14 protein-coding genes are annotated in these 23,445 nt (G+C 60.8%); 9 read left to right on the top strand and 5 right to left on the bottom strand.

Annotation, left to right across the window (positions count from 1 at the left end; all coding sequences use genetic code 11):
• Window positions 1-5: 5 nt before the first annotated feature.
• On the bottom strand, window positions 6-275 hold the full coding sequence (locus BJI67_RS13330; protein WP_070073439.1) for a DciA family protein: 270 nt from the start codon (window positions 273-275) through the stop codon (window positions 6-8).
• A gap of 210 nt (window positions 276-485) precedes the next feature.
• Here BJI67_RS13330 and BJI67_RS13325 point away from each other — a divergent pair, with 210 nt between their 5' ends.
• From BJI67_RS13325 to BJI67_RS13305, 5 genes are all read left to right on the top strand, one after another.
• Window positions 486-1,412: a M23 family metallopeptidase gene (locus BJI67_RS13325; protein ID WP_083250885.1), complete on the top strand. Its 927-nt coding sequence runs from the start codon at window positions 486-488 to the stop codon at window positions 1,410-1,412.
• 87 nt (window positions 1,413-1,499) lie between these two features.
• Window positions 1,500-4,226 carry a preprotein translocase subunit SecA gene (secA, locus tag BJI67_RS13320; protein ID WP_070073438.1) on the top strand — a complete coding sequence of 909 codons (2,727 nt, stop codon included), beginning with the start codon at window positions 1,500-1,502 and terminating at the stop codon, window positions 4,224-4,226.
• A gap of 17 nt (window positions 4,227-4,243) precedes the next feature.
• Window positions 4,244-5,461, top strand: coding sequence for a bifunctional glutamate N-acetyltransferase/amino-acid acetyltransferase ArgJ (argJ, locus tag BJI67_RS13315; RefSeq protein ID WP_070073437.1), 1,218 nt, complete (start codon window positions 4,244-4,246; stop codon window positions 5,459-5,461).
• A 25-nt stretch (window positions 5,462-5,486) separates the two neighbouring features.
• Window positions 5,487-6,446 carry a Nudix family hydrolase gene (locus tag BJI67_RS13310; RefSeq protein ID WP_070073436.1) on the top strand — a complete coding sequence of 320 codons (960 nt, stop codon included), beginning with the start codon at window positions 5,487-5,489 and terminating at the stop codon, window positions 6,444-6,446.
• A 2-nt stretch (window positions 6,447-6,448) separates the two neighbouring features.
• Complete coding sequence (locus BJI67_RS13305; RefSeq protein WP_156782152.1) at window positions 6,449-6,883, top strand: hypothetical protein; 435 nt, start codon at window positions 6,449-6,451, stop codon at window positions 6,881-6,883.
• 4 nt (window positions 6,884-6,887) lie between these two features.
• Here BJI67_RS13305 and zapD read toward each other — a convergent pair whose 3' ends face one another.
• Window positions 6,888-7,658: a cell division protein ZapD gene (gene zapD / locus BJI67_RS13300; protein ID WP_156782151.1), complete on the bottom strand. Its 771-nt coding sequence runs from the start codon at window positions 7,656-7,658 to the stop codon at window positions 6,888-6,890.
• Between the two features lie 74 nt (window positions 7,659-7,732).
• Window positions 7,733-11,560 carry an AAA family ATPase gene (locus tag BJI67_RS13295; protein ID WP_070073433.1) on the bottom strand — a complete coding sequence of 1,276 codons (3,828 nt, stop codon included), beginning with the start codon at window positions 11,558-11,560 and terminating at the stop codon, window positions 7,733-7,735.
• A 284-nt stretch (window positions 11,561-11,844) separates the two neighbouring features.
• Between BJI67_RS13295 and BJI67_RS13290 the strand changes: the two genes are divergently transcribed.
• The 4 genes from BJI67_RS13290 to BJI67_RS13275 are packed head-to-tail and all read left to right on the top strand — an operon-like array spanning window position 11,845 to window position 21,913.
• Window positions 11,845-13,005: a nucleotide-binding protein gene (locus tag BJI67_RS13290; protein ID WP_197513116.1), complete on the top strand. Its 1,161-nt coding sequence runs from the start codon at window positions 11,845-11,847 to the stop codon at window positions 13,003-13,005.
• Between the two features lies 1 nt (window position 13,006).
• Window positions 13,007-17,374: a UDP-forming cellulose synthase catalytic subunit gene (bcsA, locus tag BJI67_RS13285; RefSeq protein WP_070073431.1), complete on the top strand. Its 4,368-nt coding sequence runs from the start codon at window positions 13,007-13,009 to the stop codon at window positions 17,372-17,374.
• 1 nt (window position 17,375) lies between these two features.
• On the top strand, window positions 17,376-18,539 hold the full coding sequence (gene bcsZ, locus BJI67_RS13280; RefSeq protein WP_083250882.1) for a cellulose synthase complex periplasmic endoglucanase BcsZ: 1,164 nt from the start codon (window positions 17,376-17,378) through the stop codon (window positions 18,537-18,539).
• Window positions 18,536-21,913, top strand: a complete 3,378-nt coding sequence (locus BJI67_RS13275; protein WP_083250881.1) for a cellulose synthase subunit BcsC-related outer membrane protein — start codon at window positions 18,536-18,538, stop codon at window positions 21,911-21,913. Before bcsZ ends, BJI67_RS13275 begins: the two co-directional genes overlap by 4 nt.
• A 22-nt stretch (window positions 21,914-21,935) precedes the next feature.
• Here the strand turns inward: BJI67_RS13275 and coaE are convergent, their stop codons facing one another.
• Both coaE and BJI67_RS13265 read right to left on the bottom strand, forming a co-directional pair.
• Window positions 21,936-22,538: a dephospho-CoA kinase gene (coaE, locus tag BJI67_RS13270; protein WP_070073429.1), complete on the bottom strand. Its 603-nt coding sequence runs from the start codon at window positions 22,536-22,538 to the stop codon at window positions 21,936-21,938.
• Window positions 22,535-23,407, bottom strand: a complete 873-nt coding sequence (locus BJI67_RS13265) for a prepilin peptidase (RefSeq protein ID WP_070073428.1) — start codon at window positions 23,405-23,407, stop codon at window positions 22,535-22,537. Before BJI67_RS13265 ends, coaE begins: the two co-directional genes overlap by 4 nt.
• Between the last annotated feature and the right edge of the window lie 38 nt (window positions 23,408-23,445).

Genomic DNA, 23,445 nt, shown 5'->3' with positions numbered 1-23,445 from the left:
ATCGTTTATCGCTGGGTCAAGTAACCGTTAGGCAACCCTTCCGGTACCACGCGAACGATGATCTGGGTGCAGGTGGGCACCTCAAGGATATGACTCAGTGCTTCGAGCAGTTGGGCCTGTTGGAAGCGGATTAGTACGACCCAGTTGGGGCTGTCAGTCAGGATGACTGCGGACGGGCCATCACACCCAGCGAACCAGACATGACCGGCGAGTTCGGGTGGTAGGGTCGCGGACAGAATAGATGAGATGCGTGCCAGCTGTGTTGCGTGCCGCATCAGGTTTTCGGGCAAGAATAGACTTGCGTGGCGCATGGCGTCAGCGGGGCTCGTCGGTTATTAGCCTCCGCTTGTCTGCGAAGGACTGGATCGAGGCGTTCCATCGCTTAGTGTAGCCATTATGCAGGAAGATGGTATGGCGTTCGGGGCGGGGGCGACGGCCATCGAGGGCGGCGAGTCAATAATTAGGCATTTGGGGTATCAAGACTCATGGCCATGGATATCATTGTATTGGGAAGAGACGGCGGCGGAAGCCGTCATTTCGCGCTGGGCCGGTGGTATCACTGGCTGTTGCTGGCGATTACCCTCACCGTGACCAGTGGTGTGCTGATGTATGCGGGCTATCGTCTAGGCCTGCATTATGGGGTCAATGATCTCGTCAACCACTGGCAAAGCACGATTACCCAGTCCCAGCGGGAGGTTCGGGTCACACGGGCAACCGCCGATGCGCGCATTGATGCGTTGACTCTTCGGCTTGGCGAATTGCAGGCGGACATGATGCGTATCGATGCCTTGGGCGGGAAACTCGTCCAGATGGCGAATCTTGATCCCCGCGAATTCGATTTCGGACATACCCCAGGCCAGGGCGGCCCAGATCCCAAGTATAAGGAAGGGCATTTCAGCGGACCGGATATCCAGCAACAGCTCGACCAGCTTTCACGTCTGCTCAGCGAGCGTCAGTCTCAGCTCGAGGTGTTGGGTCAGGTGCTCGCACGCCGTCACTTGCGTGCGGAAACCACCCCGACGGGCTGGCCGATAGTAAAGGGCTGGATTTCGTCATTCTATGGGATGCGTACCGATCCGTTCACGGGCCGTCCGGAATTTCACCCAGGTATCGACTTTGCCGGGCGTGAAGGGGAGTCGGTGCATGCGGTAGCCGGGGGCATCGTGATCCATGCCGGTCCCGATGGTGGCTATGGCAATATGGTTGAAATTGCCAGTGGCGATGGCTACTCCACAATCTACGGCCATAACGAGCGCGTCGACGTGAAGGTAGGACAGATGATTCGGCAGGGTCAGGTAATCGCCCAGCTAGGGTCCACCGGGCGTTCGACCGGCCCTCACGTACATCTTGAGGTGCGTTACCAAGGGCACCCGATCAACCCTCTGAAGTTCATTCGCAAGCGGCGGAGCTGAAGCCTGGCACCCACCTGGCAAGCTGCTTTCTGCTACCATTCCGCATTCATTGTATTACCCTGAATCGCATAAGGCGGATGGTTGCGCATGCTTGGCAAGGTCTTAACGAAGGTTTTCGGTAGCCGCAACGAACGGCAGGTCAAGCGTTACGGACGGTCGGTGGCGCGTATCAATGCGCTGGAAACAGAATTCCAGGCTCTGGACGACGCGGCACTCAAGGCCAAGACCGACGAATTCAAGCAGCGGTTCGCACAGGGTGAAAGCCTCGACCAACTGCTGCCCGAGGCTTTTGCTACAGTCCGTGAGGCAAGTCAGCGTGTCCTGGGCATGCGCCACTACGACGTGCAGTTGATTGGCGGCATGGTGCTGCACGAAGGCAAGATCGCGGAAATGAAGACCGGCGAGGGCAAGACGCTGGTCGCGACCCTGCCGGTGTATCTCAATGCACTGACCGGACGCGGTGTGCATGTCATTACCGTCAACGACTATCTGGCGAGCCGTGATGCCGCCCAGATGGGGCGTTTGTATGGATTCCTAGGGCTGAGTACCGGCGTCATTGTGGCTGGCCTGGACCCTGAACAGCGGCGCGATGCTTATGCCGCTGATATTACTTATGGTACGAACAACGAATTCGGCTTTGATTATCTGCGGGACAATATGGCCTTCAGTGTCGAGGAGCGGGTTCAACGACCGCTGTATTTCTCGGTGGTCGACGAGGTTGACTCCATCCTGATTGACGAAGCGCGGACGCCGTTGATCATTTCCGGCCCGACCAATGAGAACTCAGAGCTTTACATCAAGATCAACACCTTGATTCCAAAATTGGTCCCGCAGGCGGATGAGGAGGCCGAAGGGGACTACTCCGTTGACGAGAAAAACAAGCAGGTGCTGCTCTCCGAAGAAGGGCATCAGCATGTCGAGGCGCTGCTCGAGGAAGCCGGACTGCTGGAACAGGGTACCAGCCTATACGATGTCGCCAACATCGGTCTGATGCACCACCTCAATGCGGCGTTGCGCGCGCATGCGATCTACCAGCGAAACGTCGATTACATCGTCAAGGACGGCGAAATCATCATCGTTGATGAGTTCACTGGGCGTACCATGCCGGGCCGACGCTGGTCGGAGGGCTTGCATCAGGCTGTCGAGGCCAAGGAAGGCGTGCAGATTCAGAACGAGAATCAGACGCTTGCCTCGATCACATTCCAGAACTATTTCAGACTGTATGAACGTCTGTCCGGCATGACCGGTACGGCGGATACCGAGGCCTACGAATTTCAGCAGATCTACGGGCTCGAGGTGGTCGTAATTCCCACCAATCGACCGCTCGCACGCAAGGACATGCACGACCTCATCTTTCTGACCGCGGAAGAGAAGTTCGATGCGATCATTGAGGATATTCGCGAGTGCGTTGAAGCGGAACGTCCGGTGCTGGTTGGCACGGCCTCCATCGAGACCTCCGAGTATCTTTCCGGCAAGCTGAAAAAACTGGGTATACGCCATGAGGTGCTCAACGCCAAGCAGCATCAGCGCGAGGCGCAGATCGTGGCCGAAGCCGGCATGCCCGGCGCAGTGACCATCGCCACCAATATGGCTGGTCGTGGTACGGACATCGTGCTCGGCGGCAGCCTCGAAGCGGAATATGCCAAGTACGACGAAGAACTTGATGATGCCAAGCGTGCCGAGATCCGCGCGGCCTGGCAGGCGCGCCATGAGGCTGTGGTGAATGCCGGTGGACTGCACATTGTAGGTACTGAGCGGCACGAGTCGCGGCGCATCGATAACCAATTGCGTGGTCGCGCAGGCCGCCAGGGTGATGCGGGGTCCACACGCTTCTACCTGTCGCTCGAAGACAACCTGATGCGCATCTTTGCCTCCGACCGCGTCAAGGGCCTGATGCAGCGGCTCGGCATGCAGCGTGGCGAGGCGATCGAGAATGCTTGGGTCACACGCGCGATCGAGAACGCCCAGCGCAAGGTCGAGGGACACAACTTCGATATCCGCAAGAACCTGCTCGAATATGACGATGTCGCCAACGATCAGCGCAAGGTCATCTACGAGCAGCGCTGGGAATTGCTGACTGCTGAAAACGTGCACGAGACCGTCGAATCCATTCGCGAAGATGTGCTGAGAGAGGCCATCGACGAGTTCGTGCCCCCAGACAGTCTCGACGAGCAGTGGGATATTACCGGCCTGACGGAAACCCTGGCACGTGATTTCGGAATAGCGCTGCCACTACAGCAGTGGTTGGACGAGGACGACCACCTGGATGAGGCGGGCCTACGCAGGCGAATCAGCGAAGCGGCAGATGCGGCGATGGCGCAAAAGCTGCGGGATTTCGGTGAAGAGCTACTGTATCGGATTGAAAAGGACGTCATGCTGCAGGTGCTCGACAGCCAGTGGAAGGAACACCTGGCGGCAATGGACTATCTGCGACAGGGTATCGGTTTGCGCGGTTATGCGCAGAAGGATCCCAAGCAGGAGTACAAACGCGAGGCCTTCACCATGTTCGAGTCCATGCTCGAGGCGATAAAGCGGGAAGTGGTGTCTGTGCTGATGCGTGTTCAGATGGCGTCCCAGGAGGATCTGGAGCGCGCCGAGGCGCTGCAACGCATGGCGGCGCCGATGCAGTACTCACACCCTGAGGCGCAGAGCGCATTTCTCGATGCGGGTGTGGACGAACTGCCCGAGGAAGACGCCGTGCCTGCAGGCACTGCCGAGCCTTACCGCCGTGACCATCCCAAGGTGGGCCGGAACGATCCCTGCTGGTGCGGATCCGGCAAGAAGTTCAAGCACTGTCACGGCCAGCTCAACTAGCGAGAACGAGGGCGAACATGGCGGTGGGTTTGGGTATGCCCGGGCGGCTGCTGCCCGTTGATGGATTGCGTCTTGGCGTGGCGCCGGCTGGGATCCGTTATCGTGAACGCAATGACCTGCTGATCATCGCCGCCGAAGAGGGCACGTGCGGCGCAGCCGTGTTCACGCGCAATGCTTTCTGTGCCGCCCCCGTGCAGCTTGCACGTAAGCATCTTGCGATGTTTGCACCGCGCTACCTACTGGTGAACGCCGGCAACGCGAATGCCGGCACGGGTGACGCTGGGATGGCGGCTGCTAGGGAAACCTGCCATATATTGGCAGAGCGCGCGGGTTGCGCGCCCGAAGCCGTCTTGCCGTTTTCCACCGGGGTCATCGGCGAACCCCTACCGGTGGAGAAATTTCCAGAGGGTATTGCGTGTGCGCTGGACGACCTGCGCGCCGACGGCTGGCTGGATGCGGCGCGCACGATCATGACCACCGACACCTTGCCTAAGGCATGCTCCAGACAGACAACGATCAGCGGTCGCAAGGTGACGTTGACGGGAATCGCCAAGGGCTCTGGGATGATCCATCCCAATATGGCAACACTGCTCGTGTTCGTCGGCACCGACGCCGGTTTGTCCCAGACGCTGTTGGACCGCGCCCTGCGCAAGGCGGTGGATGGCTCCTTCAACAGCATCACCGTGGATGGCGACACATCCACGAACGATGCCTGCATTTTGCTCGCTACCGGAAAATCCGGCTTGCTGATCGAGGATGAGACTTCGCAGGACTACGCGACGTTTGCTGGTCTCCTGGCCGACCTATGCCGCGAACTCGCGCAGGCGGTGGTCCGCGATGGTGAAGGAGCGACCAAGTTTGTCACGATCGAGATCGATACGGCCTACAGTGTCGAGGAGGCTCGCCAGGTTGCGTTCGCTGTGGCCCATTCGCCTTTGGTAAAAACGGCCCTGTTTGCCAGCGACCCGAATTGGGGGCGTATTCTGGCGGCAGTGGGTCGTTCCGGGCTTGTGGATCTCGATGCCGGTCGGGTCGATCTCGAGATCAACGGTGTGCGCATTGCCACGGCAGGCGGGCGCGACCCCGGATACACCGAGGCACAGGGTCAGGAAGCCCTGGCTCAGGCAGATCTGCTGATCCGAATCGCGCTGGCGCGGGGTACCGCAAAGACCCGGGTCTGGACCACCGACCTGAGTCACGAATATGTGCGCATCAACGCGGACTACCGCAGCTGACGGAACGAGCCCCACCGAGCTGGCCGTGGACGGATGTCTCGAGGTCGCGGTTGGGGTCGTGGTCAACGGCGCAGGTCGCTGCCTGCTCACGAGACGACATGCCGGGAAGGACCACGCCGGCTGCTGGGAATTTCCTGGTGGCAAACTAGAACCGGGCGAGACGCCACGCGAGGCTTTGCTGCGCGAACTGACGGAAGAATTGGGGATACAGGTCGAATCCTGCCGTCCGTTGATTGTCATCCCATATGATTATCCCGCCCGCAGCGTACGGCTGCATACTTACTGCGTGACCGCGTATACCGGCACTCCAGAGGGGCGCGAGGGCCAACCGTTGGGATGGTTCGATGCTGCCGAACTGCGACAACTTCAACTGCCGGCTGCAAATCGCGGCATCGTAAACGCGTTGCGCTTGCCGGATCGATACCTGATTACCCCAGAGCCCGTGGAACATGGCGACGACGATGCCTTCGTCGAGCGCTTATCTTCGCTGCTCGACGGTGGCTATCGTCTCGTCCAGCTGCGTGCGAAAAAACTGTCGCAAACAAGCTTGAGACGCCTGGCCGAGCGTGTGGTCCGGCTATGTCGCGAACATGAGGCCATGTGCCTGGTCAACGGCTCTGTCGACCTGGCGCGAGAGGTGGGTGCGGATGGTGTCCATCTGAGCGCCGATGCCCTGCGTCTACTGCAAGAATTCGGGCGACCTCATGACCTCTGGGTGGCCGCATCCTGCCATGACAGGCAGGAAATCGCCTTGGCTTCTGCCCTGCAGGTCGATTTGGCAGTCTGTTCGCCGGTGCGGCATACGGGCAGTCATCCGGAAGCGATTCCGATCGGTTGGGACGGTTTTGCCGAGCTATGCGCGGCAGCAAGCTTTCCGGTCTATGCTCTGGGTGGGATGACAAACGACGACGTAGACCTCGCCCAGCAATGCGGTGGGCAGGGCGTTGCCGCGATCAGTGGCTTGTGGGGCGGCAGGAGGGGCTGATAATGATTGGCGCGCAGGCGGCGGGGATACTGGGGTTGACTGCGCTGCTGTTGCCGTTAGCCGTGTATGCAGGGGGTGAACAAGTGCTTAGTCTGACCCCTGCGGTTGACTGCACTCCAACCTCTTCCGCTGGCTGCAGCATGACGCAGGCGGGTTATCGGGTGACCCTACGTTTCGATGCGCCCGCCCGCAGCCTATCGCCATTACCATTGACGTTGGTTGCCATTCCTGTTCCCCAGAAGGCGGAAGTGCGTTTCGTGATGACCGGGATGGACATGGGGATGAATCGCTTCGCATTCAGACGTACCGGTAGCGAATGGCATGCCCGAGCTATGATCCCTGCCTGTTCCTCCGGGCGCGCAGATTGGATAGCGGTCGTGTGTTTAAGCTATCCCCAACGCATTGTGGAAATGCGAGTGCCTTTTATCACGCCCTAAGCACTCACAGGGCGCAGGTGGCCAGTTCGAATTCGATATCCTCTTCACATTGAGTGGCGCGCGCGGCGATATCGGCCAAGCGTAGAAACCGTATGCTAAAACGGTGCTTGCCGGCGCTGATCTCTGGATACACCGACTGGTTCGCATCCAGTTTCACACGCAGGATCTGCGTCGGGGTTTCGAGACTCAACGTCTGTTGAAAGAAACCCTGAGCCGCACATTGCATGGTGGGAACGGCGCTGTCCCGAACCAGCCCGAGAACCAGTTGGGTCGCCTCCATGACCTGATCGAAGGGAGCCATCCAGGCTTTGAGGACTTCGAGCCGGATATCTGGTTTGCGCGACAGCCAGTAGTGGTATGCAGGTAAATCGAAGTCGCAGGTGCCACCAGGAATGCTCATGCGTTGCTTGATACTGGACAGCAATTCGTTACGTACGAGGTGTTGGGCCAACGGACCGGACATTTCGTGGAGCTTGTGACTTAATACGTGGAGTCGGTCGACAATTTCTTTCAGCCGCGCCTGATCCACGTCCTCATCGGCGCGTAGCCGGGTGATGTTTGCAGCCTGTCGGTCGAGTTCCAACATTAGGTCATTCTTGACGTCGACGCGGTTGACCAGGCTGACGATCTCGAGCAGCGAATTCAGCGCACAGTGTGTGCGCCACGTTTCCTCTCCCTCCATCGCGGCGCGCAGCCGTTGCATCAGGACTTCCAGGCGCAGAAAAGTACGCATGCGTTCGTTGAGCGGCTGTTCGTAGGTAACGAAATCGTTCACACCATTTTCCGGGTCATTAGTGTCGGGACTATTCTGCATATTTGCCTGCGTAATGCCATTTTCATGACGCTGACTCAGGCCGTTCCGGACAGCTTGCGCGTAATCTCGGCCACGGCTGGTGCGAGATCGATGCCGCTGCAGCGGTCCACGGTTTCCTGCAGATGCCTGCAGATGTCCTCGGACAGCGCGAATCCGCGATTCCGGTAGTCATCGATGAGATGTCCCCATGCCAGGATCGTGAGGGTGGGTGAACGCTGTTGTTCGGCCACTTCGACCGCCTCGCGCAAACAGGGTTCGCCGTCCTGCCCGCCGCGGGTCAGCAAGTCGGCTTCGGCGATCCAGCCGTAGACGGAAAAGGCCGCGGCACCGGTGCTGTCCATCGTTTTCTTGAATTGAGCGAGGATTTTCCATGCCCGGGCATCGTCCGCCTTGGCGAGGCAGGCGTCGATGAGGATGTATTGCAGTGCAGCTGCTCCGCCGGGCCAGAGCGCAACGGCGCGCTGCAGGGACGCCTCCGCCTGATCGAGCTTGCAGGTTTCGCCGGGTGGCGTGGCGACGGCCGAGGCCCAGATGCCGGCCAAGGTGCCGAAATCGTCCCACATGCGGAAGCCGTTTTCGCGGCAGATGGCGCATAGCTGCTTGGCCGCGATGGCGACTTCCTCGGGTCTGCGACAGCAGATGCGGGCGAAGATGTAAATTACCAGCGCCGAGGTCAGCGTGGCAGGGTGGTGGCGGGCTTCCGACATGTGCACGGCGCGCTGGGTCAGGCGCAGCGCGCCATCGACCTGCCCGAGGAACCACGCGGTCCAGCCCAGAGTGCCGGTGGCGGTGATGTCGAAGTGCTGGTCGTTGCGCAGGAAGTGTTCGGTTTCCTGGTTTTTGCGGTCGAGCCGGGTCAGCGTTTCCTCCAGGTGGGTGCGCGCTGCCGCAAAATCGCCCAGCAGGAGGGAATCGCTGCCGTACAGGTAGTGGCCTAGGGCGGCGAAGGCCTTGGCGTTTGCGGATTCGGCCAGTTCGATCATGCGGCCAGCGAGTTCGCGGCTTTCGCGAAGCGAGCTACGGCTGCTGGCGCCAAGCCAGTGGCTATGCATCAAAGCAAGGTTCTGACGCGCCTGTACGGGCTTGTCGCGGGTGATGTCGAGGGCGCGCCGGTACAGCCGCTCGGATTTGATGCCGTAGTAGCCCTGGGTGATCGCCAGCGGATAGGCGAGGTTGACCAGCAACTCGAGTTCGGTTTCCCACAGATTCCCGCGCTCCGGTACGTGTTCCAGCAGATGCAGACCGCGTTCGAAGTGGTTGACGGCCTCCGCGTAGGCCGCCATATTGGCTGCCTCCCGTCCGCTCTTGAGCCACCAGCCGATGGCTTCGGCATAGGCGCCTGATTCGGTCAGATGATGGGCCACGCCTCCGGCATCGACATCGCTATTCGCGTCGGCCATGAGCAACGACGCAAACTGCTTGTGCAACTCGCGCCGCTGGCTGCGGGTGGTCGACTGGTAGGTGACCTGATGCACGAGCGCGTGCGTGAAGCGGTAGCTCAGCTCGTCTTCCGATGAGCGTTCGATGAGGTGGCGTTGCATCAGGCGCCGGAGCCCGCCGGTGACGGCTTGTTCCGGCAGCCCGAGCAGTTGCGCCAGATGCGCGAGGCTGAATTCCCGCCCGATGACGGCGGCTGCGCGTAGCAGGGGGCGGTCCTCGCCGGCCTGTTCGATACGCGTGCTGATTAGCTCCTGCAGTTTGCCGGGCAAGGCGTCGTCCAGCTCGTCGTCATTGAGCATGTAGGTCAGCTCGACGATGAACATGGGGTTGCCTTCGGATTGCCGCGCGATGGTCAGCGCGAAATCGCCGCTGGTACGATCCGGGGGGGCCAGACGGTAGGTCAGCTGAAGGGACGCATTCAGATCCAGCGGTCTGAGCTGCAGGATGCGAGCCCGGTCGAGCAGCGGACCGGGCAGGCAGCTGGTGCTGCGCATGGTCAGGCAAAAATGAATCCGCGATTCGGCGAGCCGGGCCGCCAGCGAGCCGAGCAGCGTCAAGGTGGATGGGTCCGCCCAGTGCAGGTCTTCCACGACGAGCAGCAGAGGCGTGGCCTTGGCGCTGGTTTCGAGCAGGTTGGCGATGGCCTCGATGAGTTGCGAACGCTCGCTCTCGTTGAAACGGCCTTCCTCCGTCTGCTCGTGGTGGCTGTCGGTACGTGCGAGTAACCACTGCAACGGCTTGATAACGTGTTTGCCCTGATGCGGGAAGTTGGAATAGTGCTCGGCGAGCTTGTCGGCGATCTGCGCGTCGGTGCAGTTGCGCGGCAGGTCGAGGTGGCGGCGAAAGAAATGCGTAATCGGCTGATACGGTGTCTGCCGCATCAGCGGATCGCAATGCGTCTCGCGCAGCAGCGGGTGTCCAAGCTTGTCGTGCAGGGCCTGCAGCAGCCGGGTCTTGCCGATACCCGCCTCGCCGACCAGTACGGTCACCACGCAGCGTCCGCTCTGGGCCACGGCCCAGTCGTCGAGCAAGCTGTTTAATTCAGCATCTCGGCCGACTAGGGGTGGGCGTTGCTGGGTGCTTTCGAGAGAGGGGCCTGATTCGCTACGGTGTACTCGCCACACGGATAGCGGATGAGTCTGTTCGGCCATAGATAGGGGTGGGAGTGCCGACAGCTCGAAGTGGTCATGGATACAACGACGAGTCGTTTCGCTAATCGCTATGATACCGGCACGCGTAGAGGCTTGTAATCGAACGGCGATATCCGTGGTTAGACCAATGGTATCCGGGCTGTCTGTTTCTCCCGTCAGAATGATCCGTCCTGTGTGTACTCCAGTTGAAAGGGTGGAACCAATCGGGGTGTCGGAGAGCTGATTGGCTAGACCTATTGCGGCACGCACGGCGTGAGTGGCGGCCCGTTCGTCGGCGGTCGGCCAACCAAAGTAGGCGAGTACACCGGTGCCGCGTGCGGCGAGAATCCAGCCGTTATGCTCCTCAATGATACGTACAGCCCGCAATAGTGGCTCGGCTACGAGGTCAGCGAACGCTTCGGGATCGTTGATTTTCCGATAACTGAATCCACAGCGTAGTACGGTAACCTGGCGGTATTCGTGTATCAGGCCTGGATGGGTGTCATCTTGGGTGAGATGTGAATCTTGGGCAGGATAAGTAGCGGGCGTAATGTCCGGCAACTGTTCTATTTGCTCAAACAAGCGTTGGGTTTCCTTTGACGGGGAAATGCCCAGTTCTCGCTTGAGCGATTCTGCCATGGCACGGTAATGGCGGATGGCTGCATTTCGTTGACCAGAATCCGCCAGCAGTCGGATGAGGCGCTGGTGCCCATGTTCGTCCCACGGTGCGATTTCAACCTGTCGACCTGCCCAGCGCAATGCCGTTGAGAGATCGCCCTGGCTTTCATAGTGAGTGCAAATCGACTCCAACATGTTCAACATTTGTCGGTGAGTTCGAGCTCGCTGCTGCTCCAGCCAGAGATCGAAGTCCTCGCTTACTTCACCGCGCAGGTCTTCCATGAAGGTGCCACGGTAATTGCTGAGCCGCTTCAGCAGGTGTTCGGCTGTGCCGTCAGCACGGTTTGCATGGAACTGTTCGAGGTCGAGGTGGTAGTCGCTGTCGCGATTGAACCAGATACGATGACGGTCTGTTTCGACGAAGTCGCCGGCCTTGCCGTTGCCTAACAAGCTGCGCAGGCGGAACACCGTCTGGCGCAGGTTGTGACGCCCTCGCTCGGCAGACAGGTCTGGCCACAGCATGTCGGCCAAGGCCTCGCGGCTGTGCGGCCGATTGCGTTCCACCGCCAGATAGGCCAACAGCATGAAGGATTTGTCGTGCGGCGCGCCTGAAAACGGTTTGTTCTGGAATTCGATTTCGATCGGGCCGAGCAGCGAGAGTTTGAGTGTGGACATCGGGGTCGGAATCCGAATCGGCCGGGTTCAGTGGCGGCGTATGACGTGCATGTGACGGAGCCCTTTTATCTTATTTTTCGATAGTGTATCAGGTTGAGGCATCCAGGGTTTGGGGACGGCCGGGTGAGGTTTGGAGTCCGTGTAATGGGTTCAAGGAGGTCTTTCCGGCGGCGCCGCCCGTAGCAAGGGCGGGATGCGTTGACGCTGGTGTGACGCTGGGGCCTTACAGTCCGCCATAAATCAGATAAATCGCGGACGTAGAACGATGCGACGAGGATATGAAGATGGCGAGTGAACGCAAGTCGTGGTGGCAGTGGTGGCGCCGGCCCCGCAGCAAGGGAGCGGCGGGTCTTGAGTCGCTGGCGGACGTGCAGAATCTTTATCGGGATCTGGGGCTGGAGCCGACCTCCTACCATCGTTTCGACGATCCGCCTCCGCCGCCACCGGCGACGGCCTTGATGGACGAAAGTCGCGCCGAGGAGTTCATCCCTCCCGTGAGGGATCGAGGCGCTTCCGTATCCGTGCAGGAAGCCCCCGTGCTGCGCCCCCCGGTCTCGCCGCACGTCGACAGGGAGCTGCCGGAATCCGTGGCTTTGCCGCCGATGGCATCCACTGCGGGTAGCGGCAAAGAAGCATATACCGCAAAGCCGGATGCGGCACAGACCCGCTTCGCGATGCTGAATCGTCTCGAAGCCGATACCGGCCGCGAAGAAAAGCCGTATGCTCCGATCATCGGTCTCGTGTCGTATACCGGGGGCGTCGGCAAGAGCACGCTGGCTGCCGCACTGGGTGCGGCGTTTGCGCGGCTGGACCGGCGCTGCGTCCTCGTGGGGCAGACGCCGTATTCGCCGCTGGCGTATTACTTCGGTGGACCGGAGGTCGACCCCGCACGCAGCCGTACGACCATTCTCCACTACTCGCAGGCCATCGAAGGCGGCGGCAAGCCTGTCGATCTCCTGATCGGCGATGCACCTACGGATGAGTTGATCGAGAACGCGCGTCAGCGCGTTTCCCAGGCCTCGGTGGTCGTGATGGACATGGAGGCGTCGCCGCATGTCGCCGAGGACATACCCTTCTTCGACATGGCGATCATCCCCGTGCGCCCGGACATCAACGCACTGGTGGTGATCGAACGCATCGAACGCGCGCTTGACGAAGCGGAGTCGCGCCCCCGCTTCGGTGCCTGGTACATCCTCAACCAGTTCGATGCCGCACGCGAGCTGCACGTACAGATCTCCGAGGCGCTGCGCAAGCGTCTGGGCGGTCGGTTACTGGAAATATCTTTGCCGCTCGACAACTCGGTGCAGGAGGCGCTGGCCAACGGTCAGCCGCCGCAGGTGTATCGCTCGTATACGCCCTTCTCGCACGCTATCGAGGAATTCGAGGCCTGGCTCGAGGATCGGATCCAGCTGGATCCGAAGGACACAGCGATGGAGGACGACTGACATGGGGCGCATCAGACGGATGTTCGGTGAGGAAGAAGCGCCGCTGGTCGTCGCGTTCATCGTCGGGGTGATCGTGTTTTCGCCGATGGTCGTGGTGCCGTTCGACTGGCAGGCCCAGTCGCTGCTGGGTGTCGGCTTCGTGATTCTCGCGATTCTGGTGAACCGGATATTCAAGGCTCACTGGATCACGTATTTCCTGATGGCGCTGTCGCTCTTCGCGACCGCGCGCTATGCCTATTGGCGTGCCACGGAAACCCTGGGTTTCGGCGTGACCGGCTACCACTGGTACGACATCGCCATCACGCTGACCCTGTTCCTGGCCGAGGTCTATGCCTGGATGGTGCTGGTGCTCGGTTTTCTGCAGACCGCCTATCCGCTGCAGCGCAAGCCCGTCGCGCTGCCGGCCTCGCCGCAGGAGTGGCCCACGGTTGACGTATACATCCCGACTTATAACGAAGCTCTCGACGTCGTCCGTCCCACGGTGCTTGCGGCGATGGAAATGGACTGGCCGCGCGACAAGATGTCCGTCTACGTGCTGGACGACGGCGTACGCAGCGAGTTCCGCGATTTTGCGCGCGACATCGGCGCCGGCTACATCACCCGTTCCGAACACAAGCACGCCAAAGCCGGTAATCTGAACCACGCCCTGGGCAAGACGCAGGGCGAATATGTGGCGATTTTCGATTCCGATCACGTGCCGACCCGTTCGTTCCTGCAGGTGGCGATGGGCTGGTTCCTGCGCGACGACAAGCTCGGGCTGGTGCAGACCCCGCATCACTTCTATTCCCCCGATCCCTTCGAGCGCAATCTGCGCGTGTTCAAGCGCGTGCCCAACGAAGGCGAGCTGTTTTACGGGGTGGTGCAGGACGGCAACGACCTGTGGAACGCCTCCTTCTTCTGTGGCTCATGCGCGATCATGCGGCGCACGGCGCTGGAGCAGATCGGCGGCATCGCCACCGAGACGGTGACTGAGGATGCGCATACCTCGCTCAAGCTGCAGCGCCTCGGCTGGAATTCGGCCTATCTGAACGTGCCGCAGGCGGCCGGCCTTGCCACGGACAGCTTTTCCGGCCACGTCGGCCAGCGCATCCGCTGGGCGCGCGGCATGGCGCAGATCATGCGTGTCGACAACCCGTTGACGGGACCGGGGCTCAAGCCCATGCAGCGTCTGTGCTACCTCAACGCCATGCTGCACTTCTTCTTCGCCGTGCCGCGTCTGATCTTCCTGACCGCGCCACTGCTGTTCCTGTATTTCGGCGTGTACGTGATCAATGCCTATGCGCTGACCATCGCGGCCTACTCGCTGCCGCACCTCGCGCTCGCCATGATCGCGAACTCGCGGGTGCAGGGGCGGCATCGCAACTCGTTCTGGAACGAGGTCTACGAGACGGCGCTGGCACCGTACATCATGTTGCCCACGCTGCTGGCGGTCATCAATCCAAAGCTCGGTAAGTTCAATGTCACGGCCAAGGGCGGCATCGTGCGCAAGGCCTATTTCGACAGGCGTTTCGCCTGGCCCTTTGTCGTTCTTTTTCTGCTCAATGTGGGCGGTCTCGTAGCCGCGGTCATGCGCTGGAATCTACAGCCGCACGCCGATACCGCGACCATCGTGATGACCTCCGCATGGACCATCTACAACCTGCTCATGATCAGCGTGGTGCTGGGCGTGAACTGGGAGACGAGACAGGTACGTGAAAAGGTGCGCGTGCCATTGGCGCTGCCGGCCATGCTTTATCGGCCCAGCGGCGAGCGGATTCTGGCCCGCACGGTAGATATTTCCGAAGGCGGCATGAGCATCGACCTGGCTCATCAGGCCCGTTTGGAAAAGGGGGCCAGCGTAGTAATCGGTGTGGTTTACGACGGGGGGGAGTATCGCTTCCCGGCGACAGTGACTTTCTCGGAGGATGGTTTGATGCGGCTCAAGTTCGGCGAACTCAACAACGAACAGTTAGGTGATCTGGTGAGGATCATCTACGGGCGCGCGGACGCCTGGCTGGGATGGGGCGAGGCACGCGATGCGGATCGCCCATGGCGCAGTCTGGTGCAGGTTGCGCTGCTTGCGCTGCTCGGCGTGTGGCGCATGGTGTCCGGCATCTGGACGCGTGCGCCGCGTGAAGAAGCTGCCCCTGCTTCTGCCTCGGCCACCAAGAGCAGCGCCGCCGGAACCCTGCTCATCCCGCTGGCGCTGATGTTGGGTGCTGCGGGTCTTTCCGCAGTACCGCAGGATGCACAGGCAGCCACCCAAAGCGCCGCCACCAACGCGCAGGGCAGCTTCTCCACGCAATGGACGCTGGCCGGTCTCGGGGCAAAGCAGGGTCTCCGGATGAGTGGTGTCGACGATATTCAGGGCGTGTCATTGTCGATCCCGCCGGACCGTGTGGTGGCCAAGGCCGAGATGACCGTGCGTTACCACGTTTCACCTGGCTTGCTGCCACGTATCAGCCAGATCAATGTGTTGATCAACAATCGCGTGGTACGTTCCATTCCTGTGCAGCCCGGCGACACGGAGGGCGATGCGCATACGGCAAGCTTTTCGGTCAATCCGAACCTGCTGAGCGAATACAATCATCTTGCGTTCCAGTTGATCGGCCATTACACCAATCAATGCGAGGATCCGAACAACAGCACCTTATGGGCGACAATTTCCCCAAGCACCGAGATACGTGTTTCGGGTGCACGGCTTGCGTTGAACGACAATCTGCACTTTCTGCCCGCACCGTTCTTCTACAAGTCGATGCAGAATCGCCTCAAGCTGCCATTCGTTTTTTTCACCCAGCCGAGTAGTACGACGCTACAGGCAGCAGGTATTGTGGCCTCATGGTTCGGCGATTTGGCGAGCTACCGCGGCACCGATTTCCCGGTTTCCATCGGCAGCCTGCCAGCGAACGGCAATGCAGTGGTGTTTGCCACAAGCGCCAATCTCCCCCCCATCACGGGTGTCCCTCAGGTCAGCGGCCCGACACTGGCCGTGACCACGAATCCGAACGATCCCTATGGCAAGATTCTGTGGGTGGTGGGTGAGAATGCGCAGCAGGTCGTAACGGCGGCACGTGGTCTGGCGCTGGGTTATGCCATGTTGAGTGGTGCCGATGCGCAGGTAAGCAATGTCGACATGCCGCCATTGTCAAAACCAGATCATGCACCTCGCTGGGTGCCGAGCAACGGACCTGTGCGTCTGGATGCACTCGCAGGCTGGAATCCCATGTCTGTCAACGGTACCGGCACCCTGCCGTTCACCTTCTACCTGCCGCCGTCCTTGTTCCTATGGGATCGACACGGCGTGCCGGTGGATATCCATTACGGTTATAACTCGGTGCCGATTTCGGCCAATTCGACACTGAACTTGAATGCCAATGGGAATTTCGTGCATGGGTTTTCGTTGCCTCAAGGTGCCGGCGTATCTCAGCAGCATAGTGCCGTGGTGAATTTCCCGGCCAGCGTGCTTCAGCCTTACGCCAATTCGATGGCGGCGACCTTCTACTTCGCTCCGATCAAGGGCAAGTGCACGCAGACCAATATCAACAATGCTGCCGGCGTGATCTATCCGGATTCCACCATCGACCTGCGCGGCATCCCGCATTACACGCGACTGCCCGCACTCTCGATCTGGATGAACGGTGGCTATCCGTTCACGCGCTACGCGGATCTGTCGCGCACGGCGGTTGTCCTGCCGGCCAGTGCGGATCAGCCGATGCTGCATGCCTATTTGAACGTCATGGGTATGTTCGGGCAGCAGACCGGCATGGCCGGCGTACGGGTGGCGGTCGTGCATCCTGGCGATGTCGCGACGGTATCCGAGCGTAATCTGCTGGTGTTCACCACGCCGAACGGCGAGTCGATGCAGCAGTGGGGCAGCCATCTGCCGATGGAATACGGGCAGGACGGCATCAAGCTCAACAATCTGGCCGGTTGGTTCGCCGAGTCGCGCTGGCATCTGCCCTGGTGGAACGGCGACGACCGACATTATGGCGAGGCTGCGCTGGGCAGGCTGGTTTCAGCCGGCACTGTGCCGCAGGCGGTGATCGAAGAGGGTATTTCGCCGCTGCACAAGTCTCGGGCGCTGCTGGTGATCTCGGCGCACGACAGCAACGGCTGGGAAGCCCTACTCAACGCGCTGGACAGCGCCGACAAGCGCAAGAACGTGTTCGGTAACCTGAGCGTGGTGCATGGCGACGAGGTCAGTTCGTTCATTCTGCATACGCCGAGCTACTTCGTCGGCAAACTGCCTTTCTGGACCTGGATGCGCTATCACCTGAGCCGCCATCCGTGGGTAATCTGGATCGGCGTGATTGTGGCGTCTCTGATCTTGGCTTGGTTGGTTGGAGCCTTGCTAAGGCGCCGTGCAACCAAGCGGATGAACGCCGCCTGACATGCGGGCCGCTGCACCTCTGTTAAACCTGCTGCGCGGAAGCGGGATCGGCTTGCTGCTGATCCTGCTGTCCGCCTGCAGCCAGGTACACAGCGCGGTCGACCCCGATCTCTTCGGCCGGCTGTGGACGGCTTATGCCAAGTCCTTCATCGATGCTCAGGGGCGGGTGATCGACCGTGCCTACGAGGACCAGCGGACGACGTCGGAAGCGCAGGCCTATGCGTTGTTCTTCGCCCTGGTGTCCAACCAACCGACCGTATTCGCCAAGCTGCTGCAGTGGACCCGGGAAAACCTGGCTGCTGACGAACTCGGCGCAAGACTGCCGGCCTGGCTGTGGGGCAAGCGGGCGGACGGCACATGGGGGGTGATCGATCCGAATTCGGCCTCCGATGCCGATCTCTGGATGGCCTATACGCTGTTGCAGGCGGGGCGTCTGTGGCACGACGAGCGCTACACCAAGCTGGGGCGCGGCCTGGCTGCCGCGATCGCGCTGAAGGAAGTGGTGAACCTGCCGGGTGTGGGGCCGCTGCTGCTGCCGGGGCGGAAGGGTTTCGGGCCGGACGGATCGGGTTGCTACACCTTCGATCCCAGCTATATGCCATTGCCGGTGCTGCAGGGAATGGGGCACGTTCTGGGAGCACCATGGACCGACATGGCGCATGCGCTTCCCACGCTGTTACAGTCCGTTTCCCCGCACGGCTTCACGCCGAACTGGGTCGGCTGGTGCCCGAGCAAGGGCTTCGGTCCCGCCGAACGCTCCCCTGACAGAGGCAGTTACGATGCGATACGCGTGTACCTGTGGGCCGGTATGACGCCGGATGATATGCCGGGCGCACAACAGAGTATCGGCGCGTTATGGGGCATGGCGAATTATCTGCACACTCATGCCGTGCCGCCGGTTTCGGTGAACACGGCTACGGGCGATGCCGTGGGTGATGGTCCCGTCGGTTTTTCCGCCGCACTACTGCCCTATCTGCGGAGTTTGGGTACAACTTCACTTTTTAAACAACAACTTGAAATTATCGAGCGGAGTCGCCAAGCGGATGGTTTGTATGGCCGTCCGGCGCATTATTACGACCAGAATCTGGCGCTGTTCGCGCTGGGTTACCTGGGGGGGATCTACCGCTTCGATTCCAAAGGCAATCTTGAGGTGAACTGGCGATGAAGCGACGAATCTGGATGCCCACCCTGATTGCGGGCGTGCTGACCATGGGCGCACCTGTACTGACTCTGGCCGCGGCATCGGGCAATGGCAGCGCAGTGCAACTACTGATCGAACGCGCGCAATACTGGAAAATGCACGGACGCGAAGATCTGGCAGCCAAGAGCTGGGAGCAGGTGCTCGCGGCCGATCCCAAACAGCCGACGGCTTTGGCGGGGTTGGCGCTGTACGATGCTCGTCGGGGGAGACTCGCTGAAGCTCAGCGTTATCTCGACCGCCTCAAACAGGTGGCACCTCAGAATCCGGCCATCGACCAGATACGCGGCCTGCTGGTTTTGGGCCCCGGTGCGGGTCCGAAGCTTGCAGAGGCGGCACGGCTGACCAGCGAGAAACGATACGCCGCTGCAGTCTCCGCCTATCGGAACGTGTTTCAGGGCCCACCTCCACCTAAATGGGCGGAGACCTATTACCAGACTCTGGCCAAGGTCACCGGCGGTTGGCAGACCGCAGTGAGCGAACTGCGCACCCAGGTGACGTTGCATCCCCATGAAACCGCGTATCGGCTGGTGCTAGGCCAACTCTTGAGCTATCACGCGCAGACTCGGATCGAGGGCATCAAGATTCTTTCCTCTCTGGCAAAAGATAAGGTCCCGGGCGCGCAGGCGCACTGGCGCGAAGCGCTGGGCTGGATGGGCAAGGATCCGCGTGCGATACCCTACTTGCGGGCGTATCTGGCAAAACACCGGGATTCCGTTTTGGCGGCGAATCTGCGCCAGGCCGAGGGGTTGCAGGCGGGAATCGAGCGCCAGCGCCGTCATGGGCGCGAGATGTCTGACGCTTATGCAGCGCTCAAGGCGGGTCATCTGAACCGTGCCCGCGAGATGTTTACTTCCATCCTGACGCGCGATCCGCATAACGCGAAAGCTCAGGAGGGTCTGGCCGATGTGGCCATGCGCGCGCAGGATTTCACGCGGGCGGCGGATTACTACGGTCGTGCAGAGGGTATGACGCGTAGCGCGGCGGACCGGGCACGTCTTGCCAAGGCTGCACGTAACGCGCGTTACTGGTCGTGGATGAAGGCTGGCCAACAGGCCGTCGCCGTCGCCGATTATCAACGTGCGGTCAACGACTATCGGCAGGCACTCAACCTCAAGTCGGAAGACCCTGCTGCCCTGGCGGCTTTGGGAGGGGCATATCAGCGGATGGGGCAGAGTCAGGAGGCCAGCCGTATTTTCGCCCGGTTGACCAAGGCGGCTCCCGACGACCCCAAGGCCTGGCTGGCCGCATTGCAATCACTCCAGCAGATGGACAGCCCCGCACAGTTGCTCGCGGCGAACCGACGCATACCTGACGGCGTCAAGCGCGACTTACAGGGTACGCCGGATTATGCGAGCGTTGTGGCGTGGGCGGAAGCGGCGACGGGGCATCGGCCAGAGGCCATTGCCCGTTTGCGCGCCGCGCTTGCCAGGGACGGTAAGGCTGCTCCAGTCGACCTACAGCTGCAACTGGCCTGGTTGCTGTATCAGTCCGACGATGATGTGGCATTGCATACCCGCTTGATTGCCTTGTTGGGTCGTCAGGATTTGACCTCGGACCAGACCGATCAAGTGCGTTCGCTTTATCTCAATGCTGCCCGGCGAGAGGCGCAGCACGCACTTGATCATGGGAATACGCAAATCGCTGAGGCCATCGTCAGCGGCGCGGAATCCATTTACCCGAACGACCCGGGCGTGCAGAGAGTGCGCGCTGATCTGTTGATTCAGGAAGGGCATTTTTCGGAAGCGTTGACCATATATCGCCAGGTTGGCCCCGGCAAAACGTCGGCAGGCTATCAGGCAGCAGTCGGCGCAGCGTTGGCTGCAGGCGATACAGCGCAGGCACAAAAATGGGTGCGACAGGGACTGGCCAGCCGACCTGACGATGTGAGCCTCAAAATGTTGGCGGCGAAAGTCGATTTGCGGCAGGGCAATGCCGATATGGCACGCAAGTCACTCCGCAGCGCGCTGGCCAGCCTGCCGGAACCGGTTTTGCCAGCGAGCGAGACGATGGGTGGCTCTGTAGCTGCCAATGGCTTTGACAAGCGCTATCCGTTCGCCGCAGCGGCCCCAGCACAGAGTTACCCGTTCGCGGGTCCAGTCGGCGCTAAGGTTGCGGCAACAGGGCCTTTGCCCGAGGTAAAAACGGGTGTCGCCATGGCAGATGTTCCGAAGGCACGGCAGGAAATTCGTGATGAGCTAGCCGCGATCGAGGGACATATGAGTCCCTATGTGGATGCGGCCTTCTACGCCCGCGCGCGTAGCGGTACGCAGGGGCTTGACCAGATGACCCTGTTCGGCAGTCAGTTCGAAGGCAGCACGGCGGTCGATTACAACACGCGTGTTACCGTACGGCTGGCACCGATTGCCGTGGATGCGGGTACGGTGAGCAGCGGGGCGAAGATAGGTACCGCGCCGATTTACGGATCCGAACCGGGAACATACGCCAAGGCGAGTGGCCTGGGGCTAGCGATGAGCCTAGACCGTCCCAATCTGGGCATTACGGTAGGCAGCTCGCCTCTGGGTTTCCTCGAACACAGTCTGATCGCGTCTTTGCGTTGGCAGCCGTCGGGTGGTCCGCTTGCGCTCGACCTGTTCCGACATGCCATGCGTGACAGCGTGTTGTCCTATGCGGGCATCAAGGACCAGAAGACCGGTTTGGTGTGGGGTGGTGTATTTGTCAACGGACTCGGGATCAGCTTTGGTTCTGGTAACGAGGAGCGCTTGCTGTATGGCAGCCTCAGCCTGGCCGCGCTGGAAGGGCAGCACGTGCAGACCAATACGCGCGTGGAGGCGAATCTGGGGGCGAACTGGCGCATCGTGGACCAGCGCGAGGCTCGCATCGCCTTGGGCTTCGATCTTCTTTCCATGTTCTACTCGAACGATTCCAGCCACTTCACCTACGGCCAGGGCGGATATTTCAGTCCGCAGTACTATTTCCGTCCCGCACTGACCCTCAAGTGGCAGGGCACCGCGGCACACAGACTCAACTACCGTTTCAGCGGGCTGGTCGGTTGGCAGGTATTTCACAGCAACAGCAGCCAATACTTCCCACTCGATTCGGGCATGCAGACATTGTCCGGGAATGCCTACTACCCCTCGAACACCGTGGGCAGTGTCGCCTATGGCTTGAAGTTCACGGGTACCTACGCGTGGACGCCGCATCTGTTCATAAGCGGATTTTTCGGTTCGGACAACAGCCAGAATTACACCAATTTGTCCGGTGGTGTGTTGGTTCGGTACTGGTTCAATGCCCAGCCCCTAGACAGGCACAGCATGGAAACGCACAGTGTCGAGGCGCCGTGGCTGTTCGGTTTGAATAACCCCCAAGCCGGGAGCTGAGCCCTTGCTTTAGCAGGCTGGGCTAGACGCGCGCGGCCTCTCGGTAGCGCACGTCTAGTTCCGCTACTCGTGCATCCAGCAAGTGTCGGTCGCTGTCCTCGTTGCGGATGACATCGTCGGCCCGGCCGAGACGTGCTTCGCGTGTACACTGAGCCTGCATGACGTCGCGGACATCGGCGTCGTTGCATCCGTCTCGCGCAATCACGCGGCGGATCTGGGTCTCTGGCGCGCAGTCGACGACGAGGATACGGTCGACCAGATTTTCCCAGCCGCTCTCGAGCAGGAGTGGCACTACCAGTATGGTGTAGGGGGCATTCGCCGAGGCGCTACGGGTGACGAGGACGCTCTTGATGTGAGGGTGGAGTATCCCTTCCAGTCGACGACGCATCTCTTCATCTTTGAACACCCTGGATCGCAGCGCGCGTCGGTCGAGTGTGCCGTCGTCATGTAATACTTCTGGGCCGAATGCCGCGGCGATTTCCGCCAATGCCGGCTCGCCTGGGCGTACGAGCTCGCGCGCGACCAGATCGCTGTCGATCACCGGGATGCCGCGAGCGGCAAAGAGCTCGGATACCGTGGATTTTCCACAACCGATACCGCCGGTGAGTCCGACGCGGAATGTCATCCGCCTATGTGCGCGAAGCGCAGGTAGGCATCGGTCAACTGAGGTCCCCATAGCAGCGCGATCCAGCCCGCGGCGGCAAGGTAGGGCCCGAAGGGGATTGGGATCTCGCGCTGGTGTCGGCGCAATGCCATCAGTGTCAGCCCGGTCACAGCACCGACCAACGAGGAGAGCAATATAACCAGCGGTAGCTGCTGCCAACCCAGCCACGCGCCAATCAGCGCGAGCAGCTTGAAATCGCCGTAACCCATACCTTCTTTTCCGGTGAGCAGGCGGAATAGGTGGTAGATCAGCCAAAGACTCAGGTAACCGCCAGCAGCGCCGACGACTGCGTCATGCAACGGCACGAACAGTCCGTCGAGGTTAACCAGCAAGCCCATCCAAAGCAGCGGGAGTGTGATTACGTCTGGCAAGAGCTGGGTTTCGAGGTCGATTGCCGCGGATGCGAGCAGACTCCAACCAAGCACGACAGCAGCCAGGGTTTCCCAGCTGAAGCCGAAACGGAGAGCGGCCATTGCGGCGAGTGCCGCACCCATTAGTTCGATCAAGGGGTAGCGTGGCGATATCCTGGCCTTGCAGGCGCGACAACGGCCACGCTGCCAGAGATAGCTAATGAGCGGAATGTTTTCCAGAGGGCCTATCGCATGCCCACAATCAGGGCAGGCGGAACGGGGTGTCACTAGATTGTAGGGGGGCAAGGAGGGTTGCATGTCTTGGGCGGGCGTTTCGGCAGCTAGTGCAGCGCATTCCTCACGCCACTGCCTAGCCAGCATGCGTGGTAGGCGATGGATCACCACATTGAGGAAGCTTCCCACGACTAGTCCGATGATGACCAACAGGACGAAGTACGAGATCAGGAATGAAGAGGTCATCGCCCGCGCTGCATTGAATGGAAAAGCGTCTGGCGGGA

The organism is Acidihalobacter aeolianus, assembly GCF_001753165.1.
Lineage (GTDB): Bacteria > Pseudomonadota > Gammaproteobacteria > DSM-5130 > Acidihalobacteraceae > Acidihalobacter > Acidihalobacter aeolianus.
The sequence above is the reverse complement of the archived record's forward strand: the minus strand, read 5'-3'. Positions and strand labels throughout refer to the sequence as shown.

Coding starts and splice junctions, on each gene's coding strand:
- BJI67_RS13330 (WP_070073439.1), bottom strand. CDS start 275: ATGCGGCACGCAACACAGCTGGCACGCATCTCATCTATTCTGTCCGCG.
- BJI67_RS13325 (WP_083250885.1), top strand. CDS start 486: ATGGCCATGGATATCATTGTATTGGGAAGAGACGGCGGCGGAAGCCGT.
- secA (WP_070073438.1), top strand. CDS start 1,500: ATGCTTGGCAAGGTCTTAACGAAGGTTTTCGGTAGCCGCAACGAACGG.
- argJ (WP_070073437.1), top strand. CDS start 4,244: ATGGCGGTGGGTTTGGGTATGCCCGGGCGGCTGCTGCCCGTTGATGGA.
- BJI67_RS13305 (WP_156782152.1), top strand. CDS start 6,449: ATGATTGGCGCGCAGGCGGCGGGGATACTGGGGTTGACTGCGCTGCTG.
- BJI67_RS13295 (WP_070073433.1), bottom strand. CDS start 11,560: ATGTCCACACTCAAACTCTCGCTGCTCGGCCCGATCGAAATCGAATTC.
- BJI67_RS13290 (WP_197513116.1), top strand. CDS start 11,845: ATGGCGAGTGAACGCAAGTCGTGGTGGCAGTGGTGGCGCCGGCCCCGC.
- bcsA (WP_070073431.1), top strand. CDS start 13,007: ATGGGGCGCATCAGACGGATGTTCGGTGAGGAAGAAGCGCCGCTGGTC.
- bcsZ (WP_083250882.1), top strand. CDS start 17,376: ATGCGGGCCGCTGCACCTCTGTTAAACCTGCTGCGCGGAAGCGGGATC.
- BJI67_RS13275 (WP_083250881.1), top strand. CDS start 18,536: ATGAAGCGACGAATCTGGATGCCCACCCTGATTGCGGGCGTGCTGACC.
- coaE (WP_070073429.1), bottom strand. CDS start 22,538: ATGACATTCCGCGTCGGACTCACCGGCGGTATCGGTTGTGGAAAATCC.
- BJI67_RS13265 (WP_070073428.1), bottom strand. CDS start 23,407: ATGACCTCTTCATTCCTGATCTCGTACTTCGTCCTGTTGGTCATCATC.